Origin of the sequence: [Clostridium] aminophilum (assembly GCF_900101295.1) — a bacterium.
Taxonomy (GTDB): Bacteria; Bacillota; Clostridia; order Lachnospirales; family Lachnospiraceae; genus Clostridium_R; species Clostridium_R aminophilum_A.
This window is the reverse complement of the sequence record NZ_FOIL01000001.1, coordinates 80,164-100,263: the sequence shown is the minus strand read 5'-3', so window position 1 is coordinate 100,263 and position 20,100 is coordinate 80,164. Positions and strand designations below refer to the sequence as shown.

The window sequence follows — 20,100 nt, the reverse complement described above, 5'->3', positions numbered from 1 at the left end:
CAAAAACGGAGGCAGCGGCCCGTTTCCGGGTCGCTGCCTCCGCAATGATCTGATATTCTTTTTCACCGATTGTTTCGTTCGGCCTGCCATCCTGCCCGCTATTCCGTATCGGGCTTCCATTGATACCGGCGCAGATCCACTCTTCCGTCTGAAACCATAACGCCTTCCGCTTCCAAACGTTTTGCCTGTGCTCCCGGACCGCCGAACGCGAATTCTCCCGCCAGCTCACCTTTTGCATTCACCACCCGGTAGCACGGAATATGATCCGGATCGGGATTTCTGTGCAGCGCGTTGCCGACCGCGCGGGCCATTTTTCTGTCTCCCGCCAGCTCTGCAACCTGCGAATAAGTGGCAACATGACCGTACGGGATCTTCTTTACCGCCTCAAAGATTCTCCTGGAAGGCGAATCACTGATCAGCTCATAGCTCTCCGCAATCATGAGTTTCACATCCTTGTCCGGAATGCTCCCATCAAGGATGATCGTATTCCAGTGTTCTTTGTTCTGATGGTATCCGGGAATCACTGAAGCATAGATCTTTCGCCAGAAGAACGCTTTCTCCGGCTCCACTTTCACATTCAGATTGATGAACCCGTCCCGCTCATACGTCCACAGGAACGCTTTGTTGCTGCCGCGGTACCGGACCAGCTGCCAGTTCTGATCCCGAAACGGACGGTCTGTGTAAGTATCCGGAAACGACAGTCCGTATTTCAATGCTTCCTCTCTTGTCTTCATTGGTCATCCGCCTTTTTCACCAGAGCAGCCACTGCGGCTCCATAATTCGAAGCTTAGATATAACTTACGGTCTCAGCCAGTTCTTTTCTGCTGTTGTGATTATCCAGCGGTCCTGTTCCTTCGGCAGCATAGCCAAGATCAAGAAGCATCAGAATCTCCTCATTCTCCGGAAGACCGAGTTCTTTTGCGAGCGCGTCCGGATCAAAGAAATTGAGCCAGCAGCTGTTCACACCTTCGTTGGCCGCAGCCAGCATCAAATGCGTTGCCACGATGGACGCGTCCTCGATTCCGGAGTCTCTTTTGCCGCCCGGATACGTGAATACATGATTCTTATCAAACGCAACCACAAGAACGGTAGGCGCACCATAGCGGCAGGGGGTTGCCTTATCGATCACCGCAAGCTTCTCGTCAGACTCCACCACATAGATATGCTGTTCCTGAAAATTCTTGGCAGTCGGTGCCAGCCGGCCTGCTTCGAGGATCGCATTGAGTTTTTCTCTTTCTACCTTTTTCCCGTTATACTTTTTGCATGAATACCGGTTCTTTACTACATCTTTGAATTCCATCCTGATCCTTCCTTTCCGTGAGAACAATCTCACCTTGCACAGCTCTCGTTAAAACGCTCTCACCCTACACAGTTCTCGTTGAAACGATCTTACCTTACGCAACTGTCATTGAAACGATCTCATCTTGCAGATTTCTCTTCGAAAAGATATACCCTGCTCATTTCCCTCAGATTTCATCGGCGCTGTGTACAAGCTTTGCATCCACCGACACCGCTCCGGCAAGAGAAGGGGAAAGCTTCTCCGCAGTCTTTCCGATCCCGCTTCCGCCGGAAGTTGCAAATGCATGGACGGTCTTTCCTGTCCAGTCATATCCTTTTCCAAAGGTATGGACAACTCTCGGAGCCTGTCCGTACCAGATCGGAAATCCGATGTAAACCGTGTCGTACTTATCAAAATCCGGAATTATCCCTTTTACCGGAACATCCTTCCCGCCGATCTGCTCTTTGTTGCAGCGTGCCATCGGATTGATCCATCTGATATCCGCTGCCGTATATGGCTGCTCCGGAACGATCTCAAAAACATCCGCTCCGATTTTCTGCGCATATTCCTTCGCCACTTTTGCCGTCGTGCCTTCCGCGCTGAAGTACGTTACAAGTGTTGGCATGGTTTTCCTCCTCTTCCTTACTCTTTTTCGCTCTGTATTTTGCAATATTTAATTGCGTACAACCAATATTATACCGCATTTTTCCATAAAATCAAGCCCCCGACATCGAAGTCAGGGGCACCTCCGCTTTCTCCAACGCAGTCAGCCTTAATGCGTAACCATATAACGGACAATCGACGCGCAGTTTTTGGCAGCCTGTTCTTTAAACTTTTCATAATTCATCTCCTCGGATTGATCCGCCTTGTCGGAGATGGCACGGAGAATAACGAACGGAGTTTTATTCAGATAGCATGCCTGCGCAATCGCGCCGCCTTCCATCTCACAGCACATGCCTCCGAAATCCGTGATGATCTTATTCCGCTGTTCCTGGGAGGAGATAAACTGGTCTCCGGTACAGATTCTTCCCTCAAACACCTTTACTTCCGGAGCCGATGTGCGGACAGCCTCTACCGCGGCTTTGCGCATGGGCTCATCTGCTGGAAATTCGAATCGCCCTGTATATGGGATTTCTCCTTTTTTGAAACCGATGGCTTCCACGGTAAAATCATGCTGCACCGCGTCAGTTGAAACAACGATATCACCGATGTCAATCTGAGCATCAAGGGATCCTGCAACGCCCGTATTGATAATCTTCGTGCAGCCAAAGTTATTGATCAGTGTGTTTGCGCATATTCCGGCATTTACCTTTCCCATTCCGCACTGCACAACAACCACATCCACACCGTCCAGTTTTCCCTCATAAAATTCCATTCCTGCCACGGAACTTGTCTTCAAATCCGTGATCGCTTCTTTCAGGGTGCCAACCTCTTCTTCCATGGCACCTATAACACCGGTTCTTTCGGATGTTTTTTCGAATGTTTTTTCGGATGTTTTTTTCCCTGAGCATCCACCGAGCAGCAATACCGCAAACATCACAGACAGCATCATACAAAACGAAACTATTTTTCTGTTCATTGGTTACCTCCTTTGGCATCAGTTGGCTGCGTTCACAATTTAATCTCCTTCCTGGATTATCAGAATATAATAATATATTACCATTTATTTAAGATAATTTCCACATATCATCTCAAAACATTGTATTATTCTACTTTTTCCTCAAACTTGCATTGACAATATCATGAGAAATAATGTTTAAATGATATGTAGGGTGTCGTTCGAACGCCAAGGCTTCGAACAATGGTGAAGAATGGGGAGGGTTGATATGAAGAAATACTTAAAAAGCATTGCGGTAACCATTCCGCTGGCGCTGACTCTCGGAGGATGTGCAAACGCACTGCCTTCCGCGGAAACAAAAGGCGCTTCGGCCGGATCAACAGAAACATCAGAATCATTGGAAGCATCCAATGCGGCAGGATCAACCGGAACATCGGACTCATCCGGGACCTGCAAGATAACGGAAAAGAATGTGAAATTCTATCTCGGAGATCTAAGTAACGAAAAAGAACTGACGCTGTATTTCGTGAATGACGGTTCCATCCCTTATATTTCCATGGATGATATCTTCGGAATGATGAAAAAAGGGAAATATGAGGCATCCACAGATGACAGCGGAGATCACACGATCATTACCATTTCAGGAACCAAATATAATGCGGATTTTGATTTCGCGAATGATACGATCTACTTTTTTGATTATGATGCATTTTTCAAAGATGAGAACGGGCCTCTGGTCGACATCGGCACACTGGACGTTTTATCCCTCTCGGAGAAAATGGAAACTCTTACAAATGACCGTTACGGCAGGGAGCAGACATTCGATCTGAAGAAGTATGACATTGATCTTGTTCGGGATGGCGACAACTATTACATCCCGCTGCAGACTTTCAGCGACGTCATTCTTTCCTACAGTAACCTTTTTACGGTATACAACGGAGAAGCCGTATTTCTGACAAATGATCTGTACGGAGATATGGAAGCGGAGTACTATAAGGCAGCGCCGCAAGGAACGTTACCGGAGGATTTGGCGTTATTTTCCTATAATGAACTGTGTTTTGCCCTAGATCATCTGTATGGACTGAAAGAGGTCCATAATATTACGAGCTTTGACACGTTCTTCCGGGAAATCGGGGTGGAAAAGAAGTTAAAGGGCACGGATGTCCTAAAGAAGGATAAGGCCATGTTTGAGTTCATCACCTGCTATCTGGATGACCTTCACAGCTCATTCAACAACAATTCTTACCTGGTCACAAAGTCGGACTTAAAAGAGAAGATCGCCGGAATTTACGGACCATCCAAGGAAAACTATAAAAATGACAGAGCCGCGTTTTCCGAGGCGAGAAAAAACGCATTCGGAGAGGAGATTCCGCCGTATCAGGAAGTCGGAAACACCGCGTATATTACGTTTGACGAGTTTACGGATCCGAGCAGAGAAATCGATTATACGACTCAGCCCAAAGAGGAAGAGCTGTCGGATACCATTCGGCTTATGCAGTATGCCTGCGAAAAGATCCTGCGGCCGGGAAGCCCTGTCAAAAACGTGGTGCTGGATCTTTCACTCAACGGCGGCGGTGCCTGCGCATCGGCATCTTACGTAATAGGGACGTATCTCGGAACCGGGGAAATGAACACCATCAATACCCTGACCGGGGCGACCACAACCTTAAAGTATCGCATCGATACGAACCGGGACGGCGTATTTGATGAAACTGACACACTTGCCGGAAAAGGTCTTAACCTTTATTGTATCACGTCCCCCGTCAGCTTCTCCTGCGGTAATTTCGTTCCGAATACTTTTGTGTATTCACCGAATGTTACACTTCTTGGGAGAACTTCAGGAGGCGGCTCGTGCACGGTTCAGCCGTTATCCACCGCGTATGGATGTGCTGTCCAGATTTCGGGAAGCAAGCGGATGAGCGTGTTCAAGAACGGATCATTCTATGATATTGACCGTGGAGCGACACCGGATTATCCCATCAGCAAAATCGCGGATTTCTATGACCGAAAAAAACTGACGGATTATATCAACGGACTGGTGTAAACAGGGTGGAATGTTCCTGATCTCATGAGCTGTCACGCTTCGCTATGGTTCCGGTAGACAGACCAAGCTGAGTTGACAGCTCAGTCTTTCCGATCCCCTTTTCTTTCAGTGGCTTTTCCAGACCCTCATATGAGATCATTGACCCACCTCCTGAAATCTTTACTTCTTTTATCAAAAGCGATATTAAAAATAAAGATTTCAGGCCTTCAGACTCAAAAAAGTAAAGATTCCCGTTCCGCCGGCTTAAGATCATTTTCCCGCATCTGCATTCGGTTTCCAAACACATCTCTCCAGTAACGCATTACCTTTACCGTTTCATACTGACCATAATCCGCTGCGGTATCCATTTTCCCTCTTACAAAAGCGGTATTTTTTCCATACAAAAAAGATCCTATTACAAATCGTTCCGGCGCTTCATCCTCAAATGCCATTTCATATCGGACGCCCTCCGATACCGAACCGAGGAACGATATCTCTTTTCCTTCCAGATCCCCGTCACCGCTTATATAATGTGTGATCCTGTCATATGGAAAATGATAGCGGTAGTAACCGCTGACCCGTCCGATTGCTGAGCCTTCTTCAAACCGGATGGCGAGCATATACATTCTGTGATCGATCAGAACCGGCGTCAGGATCGTAACCCGGCCTTCAAAAAAGTCTCCGCCTTCTTTCCCATATACATGGATCAGAAATTCCGAATTGCCGTTTTGGGCAAAGAACCACCGGAATCCCCGATCCGGTTTATCCGGCTCCCTGCGGAATACTTCCGGACAATCTGCCTCCCGGGGGAATGCCTCCGGACGATCCGGCTCCCGTCGGACGGTGTTCTGACCATCCGTCTCCTGTCCGTCCGCTCCCCGCCTGACATCCTTCAGATAGCCAAGGCCTCTGTTTCTGGAATATCTGCCCTCATCGCCTTCGTAAATGTATCGAACCACCACATTCTGCTCGAAAACACCTTCCCGGTCCTTTCGTATTGTCTCTGTCAGATCCGTTTTTTCACGCTCCGACAGCAGCGAGGATTGCCCATACAGAAAGAATTCCCGGTTTATTTTGTCACGAATCGCTTCTGTACCGTTTTCTCTGTTTTCCTTAAGTCTGCCAGCTTCCCGCATGGCATTATACAGCGCAGCGAGCTCCCAGTATCCCTTTTTTAGATAATCGTATTCCGGACAGAAATCCTGCGCTTCTTCGCGGTTTTGGGGCTGTTCCAGTCCCGCCGCATAACCGTGAAACGGCCAGGTCCGGAATCCGTCTTTGTGACTTACCCTGTGACTGAAGAGATATTTTTCAAAGTTTGAATTATCCGTCGTCGAATCAGAATCCGGAAAGAACAGCGATATTCCGGAGATATCCTTCGGGAAGGTCTCTGCGGAAACATAGCGTTTTAGGGTCAGATTCCGGATACTTGCTTCCAGTTTCTCATATTTACGGACCATGGATGGATCGTCGCGAAAAAACGCCGTATTTACAAGGTTCTTTGCCCAGAGACCCAGATCAATGCTGTATTCATCGATCCGCTGCGATTGATCCCTGATACCGGATAAGAGCCAGAACATTTCCATCGGCCTTTCCTTATATCTTTTGGCAAGGGATCTGCAAAACTCCTGAAAAGCTTCCTTAAATCCATCGATTTTGTCCTCCCTGAGATCCAGTGCGGTCCAAACATACTCCTCACGTTTATGGAGGTCCCGATAGATCTCATCCAACATCTTATGGAGGACTCCGGTGTCAAAAACATCGTCTGTGATCTCAGAATCATACTCCTGACACACCTTAAGAAGTGTTTCGATCATTTTTTCCTTCACCCATCCGATGCCCTGTTCATCGCCTTCAGAAGCCACTATGGCCCTGGCGCCTTCCGCCCAGGCGGTTACCGCTTCTATGTGCGACATCCTGCAGCTGTTATATCCGACAAACGCAAGTTTTTTCCCGTCGAGCAATCCTCGGATCACCGGCATCATCCTGCAGAGATCCGCGGAAATGATCATGTCATCATCATTTCTCTCATCCTCCCCGAATCCCCATAAAGGGCCGCCGCCGTGTCCGCATAGGATCAGTGCATACTGCTCGGCCGGGTAAGACGTTACCGCTTCCGTGATCAAATCCCTAAGTTCAATCACATTACCCTCTTCGTCTTTTTCCGTCATCAGAACAAGCCCTTCTTTTCCGGGCGGATTTTGAAGGGGGATCAGCTCATGATCTTTTATCAGCCATCTCTCATTTTTATCCCAGGAAATCCGATCCAGAACTTTGAGCCTTGCGAGGTTCTCGGCCGATGCAATGCTGCCGTTTGCCGCTTTTTCCGCCAGCCGGTCCATCAGGTTTTGTTTCAGCACCCGGTATCGCTTTCCCGCGTCATCTTCTACGCCTCCTGTCACGGTGCGTTGCGGATCCAGACAGCTTCCTCCTGTCTCTGCAAGGATCGCCACATTCTCTGTCTTACAGCCGGCTATGCCCCGCATGATCTGCAGTAACATCTTCGTATAGACAAGCCCGCGTCTCTCGAGATTTCCTCCGACCATATATAACATCAGCGTAAGTTTGTTCATATCATCCTTTATAAAAAGGTCCCCCTGCATACCGCAAAGAGACCATTTTCCATCATTAGCTGTCTGTTCTGTTCTTATCCCGGATTCCGGATTTTCCGCCGGAAACGGCTTCAAGCTCCTCGTCACTTACCTCTTCGCTCTGGGATTCCGGAGTTTCTTTTACTTCTTCGGTTGCCTCTTCCGTTACTTTCTTCTCTTCTTTATTCATGTTTTGTCCTCCAGGCTCAAGCAGACAAGCTTGCTTGTCTATTTGAGCCGTCAATCAAAGTTTGAAAGTTTACTTTCAAACTTTATCTCCTTTCTCACAATTGATCCTGTCTGTCAACGGTCTGTTCTGTTCTTGTCACGGATCCCGGATAATGTATTAAATCCACCGGAAGCAGCTTCAAGCTCTTCATCATTTACATCCTCGTCCTGGGATATGGTGTTTTCTTTTACATCTTCCGTTACCTCTGCTGTTTCCTTTACTTCCTTGTTTTCTTCTTTGCCCATGTTTACCTCCTTTCACTGCTATAATTGCTGCCGTTTTATTAGATTTGCAAAAAAACCGCCTTTCTTCAGCAGTTCTTGATAATTGCCTTCCTCAATGATCCTGCCTTTATCAAGAACCAGTATCCTGTCGCAGTTCTGTATGGTCGAAAGCCTGTGCGCTATGACGATCCGGGTACAGTTAAGTTGATCCAGCGAATCCTGCACCACTTTCTGCGTGATGTTGTCAAGAGCACTTGTCGCCTCATCAAAAATCAGAATATTCGGCTTTGCCGCCAATGCCCTGGCGATCATGATTCTCTGTCTCTGCCCTCCGGATATACCGCCGCCTCCCTGCGGAATAAGAGTCTTCATCTTCATCGGCATATTCCTGATATCCTCGGCTATTCCGGCTTTTTCTGCCGCCTCCCAGGCTTCCTCCATGCTGAGACCCGGAGCGGAAATGGCTATATTCCGGTAAATACTGTCATAAAACAGATTCCCGCTCTGCATTACCACGCCGATGCTGCGCCTGAGTGACCGCGGATCGATTCGTTCGACATCGATATCATCGTAGCTCACACTGCCCGAGACCGCTTTTTCGAATCCCATAAAGATTCGAACGAGTGTAGACTTGCCGCAGCCGCTTTTCCCGACGATCGCTACATACTCCCCCGGATGAACGGTGAAACTTACGCCATCCAGTATGAGCGGCAGATCCCTTCCGTACCGGAACGTCAGATCCTTCACTTCGATCTTTCCGCTCAAATGATCCACGATCAGCTTTTCCTTCGATACTTCCGGACACTCTTTCAGAATCTCATCTGCCATTTTCAGAACAGGTTTTAGCTTTATGACATCCTTACTCTTGTTCGAAAACGCGGTGATACTTCCCGTAAGCATTCCAAACGCGGCGACAAAAGCGACAAACTGGGAGATCGATATGTTATCCGTAAACCCTTTATAAAAGGCGGCAAGCATCCCCATCATTGAGATGAACGCAATCATTTCCGTCTGGAATTTCACCGGAAAAACCGCAGGGTAGGCAACCTTCGCCTTCTTACTGTACAGTCCAGCCCATTTCGCCATGATTCTGGATTCGCTGCCGCTCAGTTTTATCCTTTGAATACCCTCATATACGGATATCGCCAGTCCCTGAATCTTTCTGTCCTGCTGCAGCTCAACGTTCAGCAGTCCATATGCCTGGAAGGTACCGATCGCCATGCAGACAAACTGAAGCAGAACAGTGATGACCGCAGGAACAAGCAGTTCGGGTACGATCACTGCTATCTGTATGATAAAAAGCATGGCCAGGCTTATATCAATTATCGGCACAATCACCGAATCGATCAGTATTTGCGGAATCTCCCGCAGGTTGTCGAATACCCGGTATAATTCTCCCGTTGATTTCGAGGCAAAAAAGGATGTCGGAAAGTTAATCATTCTCCCCATCACTCCATGGGTCAGATAGACCTCCATCCTCACCTTTACTCTGTCTGCATATCCTTGTTTTATCACCGCGATGATATAGGCTACCATTGCCGAACTGATCAAAAGAAAGGAAAAGGATCCGACAAGTGTCATCGCTCCTGTCGGTATCACATATTCAAAGACCATTTTTGTGGCAAACGGGATCAGGAGCGAGACTCCCACAATCCCGATCCCGCTGAGAACAAGCATGGCCAGATCCGTCGCCGCCATGTTCTTAAAAAGCAACCCGGTAAGCTCATTTGCGGATAAGGAGGAAAGCGGCAGCGGTTTATAAAAACAGATTGCCTCTTTTTCAAATTCTCCTGCATTATGACGGTCTATTTTTATTTTTTTATTCGATCGAAAGTCCGTATAATAATATCCGCCAAGCCGTCCCGGAATAAGCGCCAGAAGCTCATCGCTGTCCTTTTTGGATACCAGCAGCGGTCCATCTCCGTTTTTCCACCAGTGATGCGTCAAAAGGATATGTCTGCGCATGATGGCAAAAGGCCGCGTGATATAATCCAGCATATCCTCCAGATCGTTGTATTCCGGAACGTCCTGATCGGCCCTTACTCCCAGATAAAAACAGATTCTCTCTAATTCTTTTCTGACCTGCTCATCCGAGTTGATGCTGTAACGTATGCTTTCTCTGCCGGTCACAGCCTCATAAACATCCTGAAGCGCATTGTCCAGATCGATCTGATCACGATTTCTTCTTGCTAAAAACTGTTCACCAAAAATAGACATTTCTCACCTATTCCGTCCTGACGAGCCGGCTGTAATATCCCTCTTTTGCCAACAGCTCCTCATGAGTCCCTGTTTCAACGATTTCTCCGTCATCAAGGACAATGATTCTGTCGCAGTCCCGGATGGTAGACAATCGGTGTGCGATGATGATGCAGGTGATTCCTCTCTGGGATATTGACCTTGCAACCTCAAACTCCGTCCTGGCATCCAGCGCGCTGGTCGCCTCATCCAGAATCAGGATGGACGGTTCGGCGGAAAGAGCCCGCGCAATCTCAAGTCTCTGCTTCTGTCCGCCGGATAGATTTCTTCCGTTTTCCAGAAGCATGGAATTATATCCGCCTTTTCTGCTTATGATATCCTCATGGATTCCCGCATCTCTGGCAGCAAGGATCATGTCGAAATCCTCAATGGTCTCATCCCACATCTTTATGTTATTGCCAATCGAATCCTCGAACATCACCTGATCCTGATCCACCATGGCCACCGATGCCAGAAAGATCTCTCTTGGTATTTCATCTATGGTTTTTCCGTCAAAGGTGATCTTCCCGTCCCATGGCCGGTACAATCCGGTCAGGAGCTTTGCCAGCGTGGATTTTCCGGAACCCGAACCGCCAACGATTGCGATCCTGCTGCCTTTTTCAATGTCCAGTGAAAAATCCTCAATCAGCGGCTCGCTGAGTTTTGAATATCCAAAGGTCACGTTCTCTATTTTTATGCTTCCAATCAGTTTTTCAGCCTTCTCCAGTTCCTTCCCGGATATTTTTTCAGGAGTTTTCTCTGCAGGATAGTTTATGACATCGTCTATCCGCTCCATATCAGAGCTCATCTCCTGGATATCTTCCTGCGACTCAAGAAGCTTTTCGACCGGTCTGAAAAAACCGTTTAACAGACCATACACTGCGACAAAGCTGCCTTCCGTTATTCTGCCGGTCATAATGAGTGCGGCCCCGGCGGAGATGCACACCGCCAGCGCGGCTCTTTCCACGAGTTCCGGCAATGGCGACAAAATCCGGTTCACCTCGGTAAACCGGGATCTGCTCGTGAGATAGGATGCATAATTTCCGGACCATTGTTCAAAAAAGCCGTTTTCCGCTCCGCTGGCTTTGATGGTCTCGATCATGGAAATGCCCATGACAGTTACCCCTTCCACCTTGCCTTCATCTCTTTTGGTAACACGCAGAGCATCGGTTCTCTTCGCATTGGTAAGCCAGGCTGCGCAAAAATCAGCACAGACGGCCAGTATTCCTACTGCTGTCAGAATCACACTGTATCGAAGCATGATTCCTGCATACACCGCAAGAAACACAATCTGTATGACCAGCGGTGCGAAGGTCCCGGTCAGTATTCTGGCAACAACATCATTCTCGGTCTGTCTCTCTGTCAGATCTCCGGACATACGCTGCGAAAAAAAATCCAGCGGATGTCCCAGAATGGTCCGGATAAACCTGATATTGGAAGTAATCGCCAGCTTTCCCATGGTTCTGCAGCTGACAATTACATTGATCCCGCCCATCAGAAGATGATATATTCCGGTGATTCCAAAGGCGAAGAGAAGCCCTGTCAGCGCTTCCCTGTCATTAAGTTCCAAAACCCTGCTCGCATAAATGTCCGAAAACACGGGCACCACCACTTCGCAAACAGCTACGATAAGCGCCGTCAGCGTGATCAGTCCGAAACCGGTCTTATGCTCTCTGACTCTGCCTGCAAGGAATCTCAGCGCACTCTTTTTTGCCCCCTGGGGAACATAGTCTTTGGCCGGTTCCATATAGATATACAACCCGGAATACGAGTTTACAAATTCTTCATAGGGAATTCTTACCTTCCCATAGGCAGGGTCATTCAAAAACGCCGTTCCGTTTTTGAAGCCGTTTAAAACCACAAAATGCTGTTCTTCCCACCAGACGATGCATGGAAAACGGCCTGCCTCGACGACCCTTTCGGGAGTATATTTTTTTACCGTGGTCTCAAATCCGTAATTACGCGCCGCCTTGACGATATTCAGCGCTTTACTGCCGTCTCTTGATACACCGCAGTCGCTCCTTACCTTCTCCAGCGGAATCCAGGATTTATAATATGCAAGTATCATTGCCAGGCAGGCTGCGCCGCATTCCAGCGCCTCCATCTGGAGAATAACCGGCGTGCTCACGACTTTTTTTCTTTTCATCGCACTTCCTCTGCAGGCATTGGGATAATCTATCGGAACAGATAATGAATCGGCGGAACGGTATCATATTCGATCACGATCTCTGCCGGCTCTCCGTATGACATGACCGGCAGTTTCTCATCGATCGTCACATCCACTATGTATCTGTAATCCCCCAGGTCAAGGCTTTTCTGCTCCCAATCCGTTGTAAAGTTCAATTCCTCCAACGTCTTCATCACTTCTTTTGAATTTAAAGGTACCGTGTATACCAGCTCCGTACGTCCCCTGATTCGCCTGCCGTCTCTGAGAATCACGTTAACCGGCTTGTCGTGAATGATCTCGCCCGTTATCTGATTCGGATTCACGAGACACAGAAAAGTATCGACGTCGTAATCTCCGCTTTCAATCATCGCTTCGGTTAACTCGTCCTTTTCTGTCCGGTGATCGTAATTATATCCAACGCCGGTAGTTGTCAGCTTTAACGGTACTCTCCCGACATTCCCCCATATCAGTACCACCCCCAGAAAGACCAGCAGTGTGGCGATGGAAAGCCATATGGACGGAGTCGCCACGGGTATATAATTCGTTATTTTCTCAGGGGATTTTCCCAGATTCTTGCCGGATAACTTCATCGCGATCCTCCCGTTTCACATACAAACTGCCGGAAAATACATTATCTTCTTTATTCTATTGTAAATCACATTTTCTAAAAACAAAAATAAAAATTACCAATTTTGCGAAAACTTTCCGCCCGATATTGTATGCTGTGCACTGCCCGATCGATTCCAAAGGCTTAACCGGGCGCAGAAAAAGCGCCAGACCGGTGCCTTGTTACAGACACAGACTGACGCTTCCGTTTCCTTCTTCCGTTTTCGAACAAAGTCCGCAAGCGGACTTCGGCTCCCCATCCCCTCAGTCCTGAGGGGAGCCCCGCGGACTTTGCGCGTTACCGCTCTGCAGCCTTAGAATACTCTTCTTCTGACACAGGTTCACACCACTCATTGGCTGTTTCTTCCCCGTCAATTTCAACCGCAAGATGAGAAAACCAGGAGTCCGGTGCCGCTCCATGCCAGTGTTTTACTTCCGCGGGAATATGGATCACCGTACCCGGAGTCATCGCAACGGCTTCTTTTCCCCACTCCTGGTAATAACCTCTTCCTCCGATGCAAATAAGCATCTGACCGCCGCCGGTCTTTGCGTGATGAATATGCCAGTTGTTTCTGCATCCGGGCTCAAAGGTCACATTGAACACCGCAACCTGCTCGGTTGAAACAGGAGCAAGATAACTCTGTCCCACAAAGAACTGTCCGTAAGGATTTGACTCGCCGATCGGAAAACAGATCGTATTCTGGTATCTGTCCTTCTCCGTGAGCTCCGGCACTTCTTCCTTCCATACTTCTTTTGCAAGGCGGAATACCGCCCAGCCCTTCGGCCAGCCAACATACATCGCGACATGGGTTATGATCGCTGCCATTTCTTCCCGGCTGACTCCATGCGCCTTCGCATTCTGAAGATGGTATGTCAGAGAGGAATCCGTGATCCCCGATGCCATTAGAGCAACGACCGTAATGATGCATTTGGTCTTCACATCAATGGCTTCTGCATTCCACACCTCGCCAAAGAGCACATCATCATTCAGATGGGCAAACATCGGCGCAAACTCACCGAGCTGATCTCGTCCCGCTGTCTGGACTATTTTCTCTCTCATTGCCGTTTTCCTCACTTTCCGATCTTCTGATCTCCTGTCGACCATACATGTCTCTTTGCCGCGTCACTTCTCCCGTTCTGAGCCATCACACCGGCAAGCGGATGCGGTACGTATAACTCTTCCAGATACCGGATCTCATCGCCGGTCAATTCCAACCGGTCGGCCCTGGCTGCGTCTTCTATGTGGGAACGTTTTGTCGCTCCGACAACCGGTGCCGTCACTCTGGTCAGAAGCCAGGCCAGCGAGATCTCCGTCATGGTCACGCCATGTCTCCCGGCCAGTTCCGCTACCCGGTCTATGATCACACGGTCCTGTTCTTTGACCGCATCATACTTAAACTTCGCATAGGTATCCTCGGCTGCTCTCCTGGTATCACCTTCCCCGGGCTTTCTGGAGAGTCTTCCGCTTGCCAGTGCACTGTACGGGGTAAGCGCGATATTTTCTTCTTCACAATACGGCACCATCTCACGCTCTTCTTCCCGGAAGATCAGATTATAGTGCCCCTGGACCGAGACAAATTTTGCAAACCCTTCCTTTTCCGCCAGCGCATTGGCCTTTGCAATCTGCCATGCAAAACAGTTTGAAATTCCGATATATCTTGCCTTTCCCGCTTTCACAATTCGGTTCAGGCCATCCATGATATCGTAAATGTCCGTATTCCAGTCCCACATGTGATAAATATAGAGGTCCACATAATCCATGCCAAGGTTCTGAAGGCTTGTATCCATCATGTTCTCGATATGCTGCTGTCCCGTGATCCCTTTTTCCATCTCCTCCGGTGTCCTTGGAAGAAATTTGGTGGCAACAACCACATCCTCGCGCTTTGCGAAATCCCTGAGTGCACGCCCGACATACTGCTCACTGGTTCCGCTCTGATAAGCGATCGCCGTATCATAGAAATTCACTCCGAGTTCCAGACCTCTTTTAATGATCTCCCTCGAATGCTCCTCATCGATTGTCCAGCTGTGCTGCCCTCTTGACGCGTCGCCAAATCCCATACAGCCCATGCAGATGCGTGAAACATTCAATTCCGAATTCCCGAGTTTTGTATACTTCATCGTCATGCCTCCTGCTTCTGTCTGACACTTCGACGATTATCCAATTCCAAGTTTCCCGATCCATTTCACGAGCTCATCATCCGATGCACCCGCGCCGAATCGGCTGCCCGGAAGCCATGTGCCGGATCCTGCTTTTTCTGCAAGGTTATCACGGCTTTTCTCGATACCGCTTCCTCCCGAAGTGCAGAACGGTATGATCGTTTTTCCTTCAAAACGATAACTCTCTACAAACGTATCCATGATTCTCGGTTCTTCCCCCCACCAAATCGGATATCCAAGAAAAACCGTTTCATAATCATGTTCAACATCAATCCCGATGTCTTCAAATTCCGGTCTTACCGACGGATCATTCTGCTCTCTTGTCGTTCTGCTGCTCTTGTCATTGTAGTTGAGATCGGCATCACGATACCGTTCCCTCGGGACAATCTCGCATAAATCCGCTCCTGTGACCGAAGCGATTCTTTCCGCAATCCGCTTTGTGGTACCTGTTGCTGAAAAATAAATCACCAGCACTTTTTTCTCATTGCTTTCCTGTACTGTACCAACGTTTTTTTCTGTTTTCGGATTCGCTGCTTCTTTTGAGATCTCTTGTTCACTCATATTTGCGGAAGCTGAACTGACAGCAGCTTTGTCCGCTGACCGGCTCGAACACCCCATAACCGCCAACATCGCAAACAACGCGATCAACAGCACGGAAACTATTTTTTTCACCCGACAACCTCCTTCTTTCGGACTTCTTTCAAACTTCTCTCAGACTTCCCTCCGACTTCATTCATAAAACCAGCTTTAAAAACTGACAGGTCATTTCGTAAACCGTCACATCCCGATGGGACAGTTTCACGTCATCCATTGCCGATATCTGTTTTTCTGTGGGATACGCATACGGGTAGATTCCGTACATATAGGGAAAGAATGCATATCGTATCTGTTCCCTCTTCTGCTCGGACACTTTGAGATGCTTTTTCAGACATTCATCAAACAGTTCTATCGTCCTCTTAAAAATCCTCTTATACTCTACAAGCAGTTCATCCCTGCTGTTTTCCTCTATTTCGTACAGATTCATCGCAGAAATCTTCAGAAGCGTTTTTCGTTCCTCCATTGATTTTGCGATCGCTCCGGCCAAAGCATCCCGATCCATAACGGAATCTTTGTCCGTGATGTTTTTGAGGGCATCATTCCACTTCATATATTCGCGTGTCAGAAGACCTAAAAAGATTTCTTCTTTCGTCTGAAAATAATTGTAAATGGATGGCCTGGAAAAGCTGGTTTCCGTGCTGATCACCTTTATGTTAATGCTTTGAAAACCCAATGTTTCATATAGTTTTTCGCAGGCATCCATGATTTCCTCTCTTCTTTTGTCAATGGTCTCTTTCAGTTCTACTGCCATAATCCGTCTCCTCATAACTGTGTATCAATGCATTTTATATTAGCTTCCTGTTGACACACAGTCAATCCCGGAGCAAAAAATCATTCCATCTTCTTTTCCCACATACGGATCAGGTTCAATTCCAGACTGTCTGCCGTATTCTCAAGCATCTTCATTTCATCCGGTGTCAGTTCAACACGGCATGCTTTCACTGCATCCTCAACATGTTCAACCTTTGTCACACCAATAATGGGCAGTGTTCCTTTTGCAATTGCCCATGCCACCGGTATCTGCGCAGGGGATACTTTATACTTATCCGCCACTTCCTGCAGCCTGGCATTCATGATCTCGAGTTTGTCCAGTACCGGATTATACGTTTCCGCCCGTCCGGAGCCTGCCGGCATCGGATGCCCGGTATCATATTTTCCGGAAAGCGCGCCCTGCTCCAGAACCATATACGACCAGAACGAAATGCCGTTTTCTCTGCAGTACTCAACAATACCGGAATCCTCGGAGGACCGGTTGAGCAGGCTGTAATGATTCTGTACCGCGCCCAGCCGGAGACCATGCGCTCTCAGTATTTCGTCTGCTTCTTTGATCTCGGCAAGATTGTGATTGGATACACCGATCACCGGAACATCGGCTTTTCCTTCGAAATACTTTGCCACCTCTGCGATCCACTTTGGAGCATCCACAGGATTATGTACCCAGTAAATATCCATGTTGCCGATTCCCAGCATCTGATATTCCGTCTTCAGCATATCCTCAACCGGTGTCTTCGAAGAATAGTCGGCACACTGAGGCGTAAATTTGTCCGATATGATGTAGGAATCTCTGGAATAATCTTTCAGAAAACGTCCCAGAATCTTCTCAGATGTTCCCATGCCATATACATAAGCGGTGTCCCAGAGATTGAGGCCCGCCTTCATTGCGGCATCAAATATCGGTTTCAGAGAATCCGCTGTCAGGTGATCTCCAAACGTTCCATCGTTGCCCCATGCCCATGCGCCAAGTGCAATCTTAGGTAATGAATTTGCCATACTGTCTGCTCCTTTCTGTTGACACTGTGTCAGTTATTGGTTGGATCATAACATCGAATTGACTCCGTGTCAACCGTGAATTAAAAAATATGCAGGCCCCGCTCCTGCATATCGCATTTCACCGGTTCCAGATCTCATACCCCTGACGTCTGGCGGAGTCATACACCGGCTGCATATTCTTTTGCAGAATGTTGTAAAACTCTTCCTGCGTATTTCCCTTTCGGTACAACTCCTGTCCGGCCCAGATGGAATGAAGATTGTCTCTGTAGCTTGAATCCCCCAAAGTATAAGGAAGCAGCACCACAGGATTCTCATAGACAGGAATCACATGAATCCGTCCTTCCTGATTCGGATATCCCGTCATAAGGAGCTGACAGCAGACGTTATCTGGCGCTTTGCATTCCGTCTGCGATTTTACTCACGTCAACAAATTCATAAGTGGTCCCTCTTCCAAGCGCATAAGTGACAGCGCCGCAGGTAACATTTGCCAGAAGAGCGTCACAGCGCGTCAGTCCTTCAAGAGTCGCGATATAATCAAGGGTTCTCGCAATAGGATCATCCTCATGGTCATCCGCAAAGACCTCAAGCAAAAGCTTATCCTGATATTCTTCCTTGCGGAAGTCAATACGCTTCTGTTTCGTGAAAATAAGCCTGTCCTTTAGTGCGCTGCCGGTAAACAGTTCAAGAATCCCCTGCTCCTCCGTTGCCAGATATACGAAATCGAAGCCCTTTTCATCCACATATTTTATTGCTTTGTCAAGGGTTTCCCGGGCTGAGAGACCGTGCGGTACATACTTTGAAGTTCTTGGGATCAGATAATCGCTTCCTCTGACAACAACCGCCAGGATACGTTTTTTGTCTTTGGGAAATACCGCATCAAGCACTTCATTGGTGTGTTCAATCACATCCCGACGGTACTGCAGATCTTTTCCGTAAACCAGCTCTGCCCGCTGATTGGAAAATGTAAACTCGGTCATATATGGATTCAGTGTCAGGTTTGAATTCTGATCCAGGATAACATGCTGTGAGTTATAAACCTCCTGCAGAGTATATTCGGAAATCTGTTCAAAAAACATCCCCCATACATCTTCTCCGCTTACTCCGGCGAACTGATTGGGATCCCCGGCAATACCAAGATCAACGACCGGGATGAACTCCGGACGGAGACTTCGGATTTTCTGCTTGACCCCGATCACATTGTTAATCACAGCGGTAAGGCCGTTTTCCTTTACAGGCTGTTTTATCAGGTAGAAGGTCTTGTCCGGATTCTCGGGGCCGTAATAGAATTCCCTCTTGAGCCAATACAAACTGCTCATGATTGTGTAGCTTGGAACCTTCCCCATGAAAACCCCCTGTACGTCCCATTTGAGTTCGGGAAAGGCCCGGATCGTCCTAAGCTCTTTAAATTCGGGATGCTTTTTATACAACGCTTCTTCGCTGTCCGCGATAACCAGCTTTTCATTTTCCGAAAAGAAAAATGATGCATATTTATCCAAAAATACGATCACAATCTGCGGATTATGCGCCTGCACGATTCGGGCGGAATGGTAGCTGTATTCTTCAAGTTCCTCAAAAATCATCAGCTGGTAACGATCCACATAGGAATAATCCAGACCTTCATCAGAGGTTGAATAATCCCAGTAATTTGAAAGATGCATCTGAACCTTGGGATCATCCGGATCCAGATTCGTCGGATTATTCTTGTTCCATCCGAAACAGAAAACCGGCTCGCCATTATCATAAACGACAACCTTATGATGACGCATATCCTTGTTCCGGTGATAAAAATCCCTTGCCTTGATAAACACCTCCGGTTCAAGTTCAAACACTTTTCTTATTGTTCCTGGGATTTCTTCTTTTGGAAATATGGAAATCAATTGCAGCCTCCTCATAAAAATCATAAATCAGTGATGGTTTGTTTCAGTGCGCCAGTTTTCGGCTGTCCTCTACTTTCTTTTACACTATGCAAACAACTGCCCGGTGTCAAGCCCGCAGTTATGACCGGACAGCGTAACTTTGCTTGCGGCAGACTCCGGCTGCTTTTGGCAGTCTTTTCTTCTGATGCATTCCTGCTTTGATCCAGCTTCCTCCGTCATGGTCACACCATGTCTCTCAGCCAGTTCCGCTACCCGGCCTATGATCATACGTCCTGCTCTTTGGCAACAGCATACTTAAACTTCGCGTAGGTATCCGTTTATTTCCACTTTTTCCAAACATCCGGCTGATAGCCCAGTGTAGACTGCTTTCCGTTTCTGACAACCGGTGTTTTGATTACCTGCTGGTTTTCAAGAATTTTTTCCAACCTGTCTTCATCCGCGGTATATTTAATCAACATCAGTGTGTCTTTATCCCTGGCATCCGGATTTATCATATTCTCCACACCGCCGTTTACCTGAGCCACTGAGGTAAATTCCCCCTTGCTCATGCCTTTTTCTTTCATATCGATAAATTGGTACTTGATGCCGCGCTCCTTGAAGAAACGCTCTGCTTTCTTCGTATCATTGCACTTTTTCGTACCAAAGATTTGTATATTCATATGTCCTCCCATGCTACTCATGTCAAGAGCCTTTCGCGGCATAACATCTTCCTGACTGGCTGGCCGTGTGTAACGCATCGTGGCCGTTTAGCTCCGCCAAGGAGGCCGTCGGAGGGCGCCATATGCAC

20 protein-coding genes are annotated in these 20,100 nt (G+C 47.8%); 1 reads left to right on the top strand and 19 read right to left on the bottom strand.

The features are described 5' to 3' along the window. Positions 1-98: 98 nt before the first annotated feature. The 4 genes from BMW41_RS00435 to BMW41_RS00420 all read right to left on the bottom strand — a co-directional run bounded on the left by BMW41_RS00435 (position 99) and on the right by BMW41_RS00420 (position 2,801). Positions 99-734 carry a methylated-DNA--[protein]-cysteine S-methyltransferase gene (locus BMW41_RS00435; protein ID WP_074647720.1) on the bottom strand — a complete coding sequence of 212 codons (636 nt, stop codon included), beginning with the start codon at positions 732-734 and terminating at the stop codon, positions 99-101. Positions 735-787: 53 nt separating this feature from the next. Beyond that, the gene (locus BMW41_RS00430) at positions 788-1,300 is read right to left on the bottom strand and encodes a nitroreductase family protein (protein WP_074647717.1); all 513 of its coding nucleotides are present in this window, start codon (positions 1,298-1,300) and stop codon (positions 788-790) included. A gap of 166 nt (positions 1,301-1,466) precedes the next feature. Beyond that, positions 1,467-1,904 (bottom strand): flavodoxin, encoded by a 438-nt coding sequence (locus BMW41_RS00425; protein WP_074647714.1) that lies wholly within the window; start codon positions 1,902-1,904, stop codon positions 1,467-1,469. A gap of 147 nt (positions 1,905-2,051) precedes the next feature. Then, positions 2,052-2,801 (bottom strand): 5'-methylthioadenosine/adenosylhomocysteine nucleosidase, encoded by a 750-nt coding sequence (locus tag BMW41_RS00420; protein WP_334292489.1) that lies wholly within the window; start codon positions 2,799-2,801, stop codon positions 2,052-2,054. Positions 2,802-3,105: 304 nt separating this feature from the next. Between BMW41_RS00420 and BMW41_RS00415 the strand changes: the two genes are divergently transcribed. After that, entirely contained in the window at positions 3,106-4,881 is a 1,776-nt protein-coding gene (locus BMW41_RS00415; protein ID WP_074647711.1) for a S41 family peptidase, read from the top strand. Positions 4,882-5,093: 212 nt separating this feature from the next. Here BMW41_RS00415 and BMW41_RS00410 read toward each other — a convergent pair whose 3' ends face one another. The 15 genes from BMW41_RS00410 to BMW41_RS00350 form a co-directional block, all read right to left on the bottom strand. Next, positions 5,094-7,433 carry a clostripain-related cysteine peptidase gene (locus BMW41_RS00410; protein ID WP_074647707.1) on the bottom strand — a complete coding sequence of 780 codons (2,340 nt, stop codon included), beginning with the start codon at positions 7,431-7,433 and terminating at the stop codon, positions 5,094-5,096. Positions 7,434-7,488: 55 nt separating this feature from the next. Beyond that, the gene (locus BMW41_RS14450) at positions 7,489-7,641 is read right to left on the bottom strand and encodes a hypothetical protein (RefSeq protein ID WP_177171114.1); all 153 of its coding nucleotides are present in this window, start codon (positions 7,639-7,641) and stop codon (positions 7,489-7,491) included. A gap of 113 nt (positions 7,642-7,754) precedes the next feature. Next, positions 7,755-7,925: a hypothetical protein gene (locus tag BMW41_RS14445; RefSeq protein WP_154661354.1), complete on the bottom strand. Its 171-nt coding sequence runs from the start codon at positions 7,923-7,925 to the stop codon at positions 7,755-7,757. Between the two features lie 18 nt (positions 7,926-7,943). Beyond that, positions 7,944-10,121, bottom strand: coding sequence for an ATP-binding cassette domain-containing protein (locus tag BMW41_RS00405; RefSeq protein WP_074647704.1), 2,178 nt, complete (start codon positions 10,119-10,121; stop codon positions 7,944-7,946). Positions 10,122-10,128: 7 nt separating this feature from the next. Then, the gene (locus tag BMW41_RS00400) at positions 10,129-12,285 is read right to left on the bottom strand and encodes a cysteine peptidase family C39 domain-containing protein (protein WP_074647701.1); all 2,157 of its coding nucleotides are present in this window, start codon (positions 12,283-12,285) and stop codon (positions 10,129-10,131) included. Between the two features lie 29 nt (positions 12,286-12,314). Beyond that, positions 12,315-12,896 carry a hypothetical protein gene (locus BMW41_RS00395; protein ID WP_031471102.1) on the bottom strand — a complete coding sequence of 194 codons (582 nt, stop codon included), beginning with the start codon at positions 12,894-12,896 and terminating at the stop codon, positions 12,315-12,317. A 314-nt stretch (positions 12,897-13,210) separates the two neighbouring features. Beyond that, positions 13,211-13,972 carry a carboxymuconolactone decarboxylase family protein gene (locus BMW41_RS00390; RefSeq protein WP_074647698.1) on the bottom strand — a complete coding sequence of 254 codons (762 nt, stop codon included), beginning with the start codon at positions 13,970-13,972 and terminating at the stop codon, positions 13,211-13,213. A gap of 11 nt (positions 13,973-13,983) precedes the next feature. Further along, a complete protein-coding gene (locus BMW41_RS00385) occupies positions 13,984-15,030 on the bottom strand; it encodes an aldo/keto reductase (protein WP_074647694.1) in 1,047 nt (348 codons plus the stop codon). A 36-nt stretch (positions 15,031-15,066) separates the two neighbouring features. Then, positions 15,067-15,741: a flavodoxin gene (locus tag BMW41_RS00380; protein WP_074647691.1), complete on the bottom strand. Its 675-nt coding sequence runs from the start codon at positions 15,739-15,741 to the stop codon at positions 15,067-15,069. 61 nt (positions 15,742-15,802) lie between these two features. After that, the gene (locus BMW41_RS00375) at positions 15,803-16,417 is read right to left on the bottom strand and encodes a TetR/AcrR family transcriptional regulator (RefSeq protein WP_074647688.1); all 615 of its coding nucleotides are present in this window, start codon (positions 16,415-16,417) and stop codon (positions 15,803-15,805) included. Between the two features lie 80 nt (positions 16,418-16,497). Next, the gene (locus BMW41_RS00370; protein WP_031471107.1) at positions 16,498-17,436 is read right to left on the bottom strand and encodes an aldo/keto reductase; all 939 of its coding nucleotides are present in this window, start codon (positions 17,434-17,436) and stop codon (positions 16,498-16,500) included. 118 nt (positions 17,437-17,554) lie between these two features. Beyond that, positions 17,555-17,800 carry a hypothetical protein gene (locus BMW41_RS14855; RefSeq protein ID WP_031471108.1) on the bottom strand — a complete coding sequence of 82 codons (246 nt, stop codon included), beginning with the start codon at positions 17,798-17,800 and terminating at the stop codon, positions 17,555-17,557. A gap of 19 nt (positions 17,801-17,819) precedes the next feature. Continuing rightward, on the bottom strand, positions 17,820-19,265 hold the full coding sequence (locus tag BMW41_RS00360) for a hypothetical protein (protein ID WP_074647684.1): 1,446 nt from the start codon (positions 19,263-19,265) through the stop codon (positions 17,820-17,822). A gap of 132 nt (positions 19,266-19,397) precedes the next feature. Then, a complete protein-coding gene (locus tag BMW41_RS00355; protein WP_074647681.1) occupies positions 19,398-19,580 on the bottom strand; it encodes a hypothetical protein in 183 nt (60 codons plus the stop codon). Between the two features lie 50 nt (positions 19,581-19,630). Beyond that, entirely contained in the window at positions 19,631-19,972 is a 342-nt protein-coding gene (locus tag BMW41_RS00350) for an arsenate reductase family protein (RefSeq protein ID WP_074647678.1), read from the bottom strand. Positions 19,973-20,100: the final 128 nt, after the last annotated feature.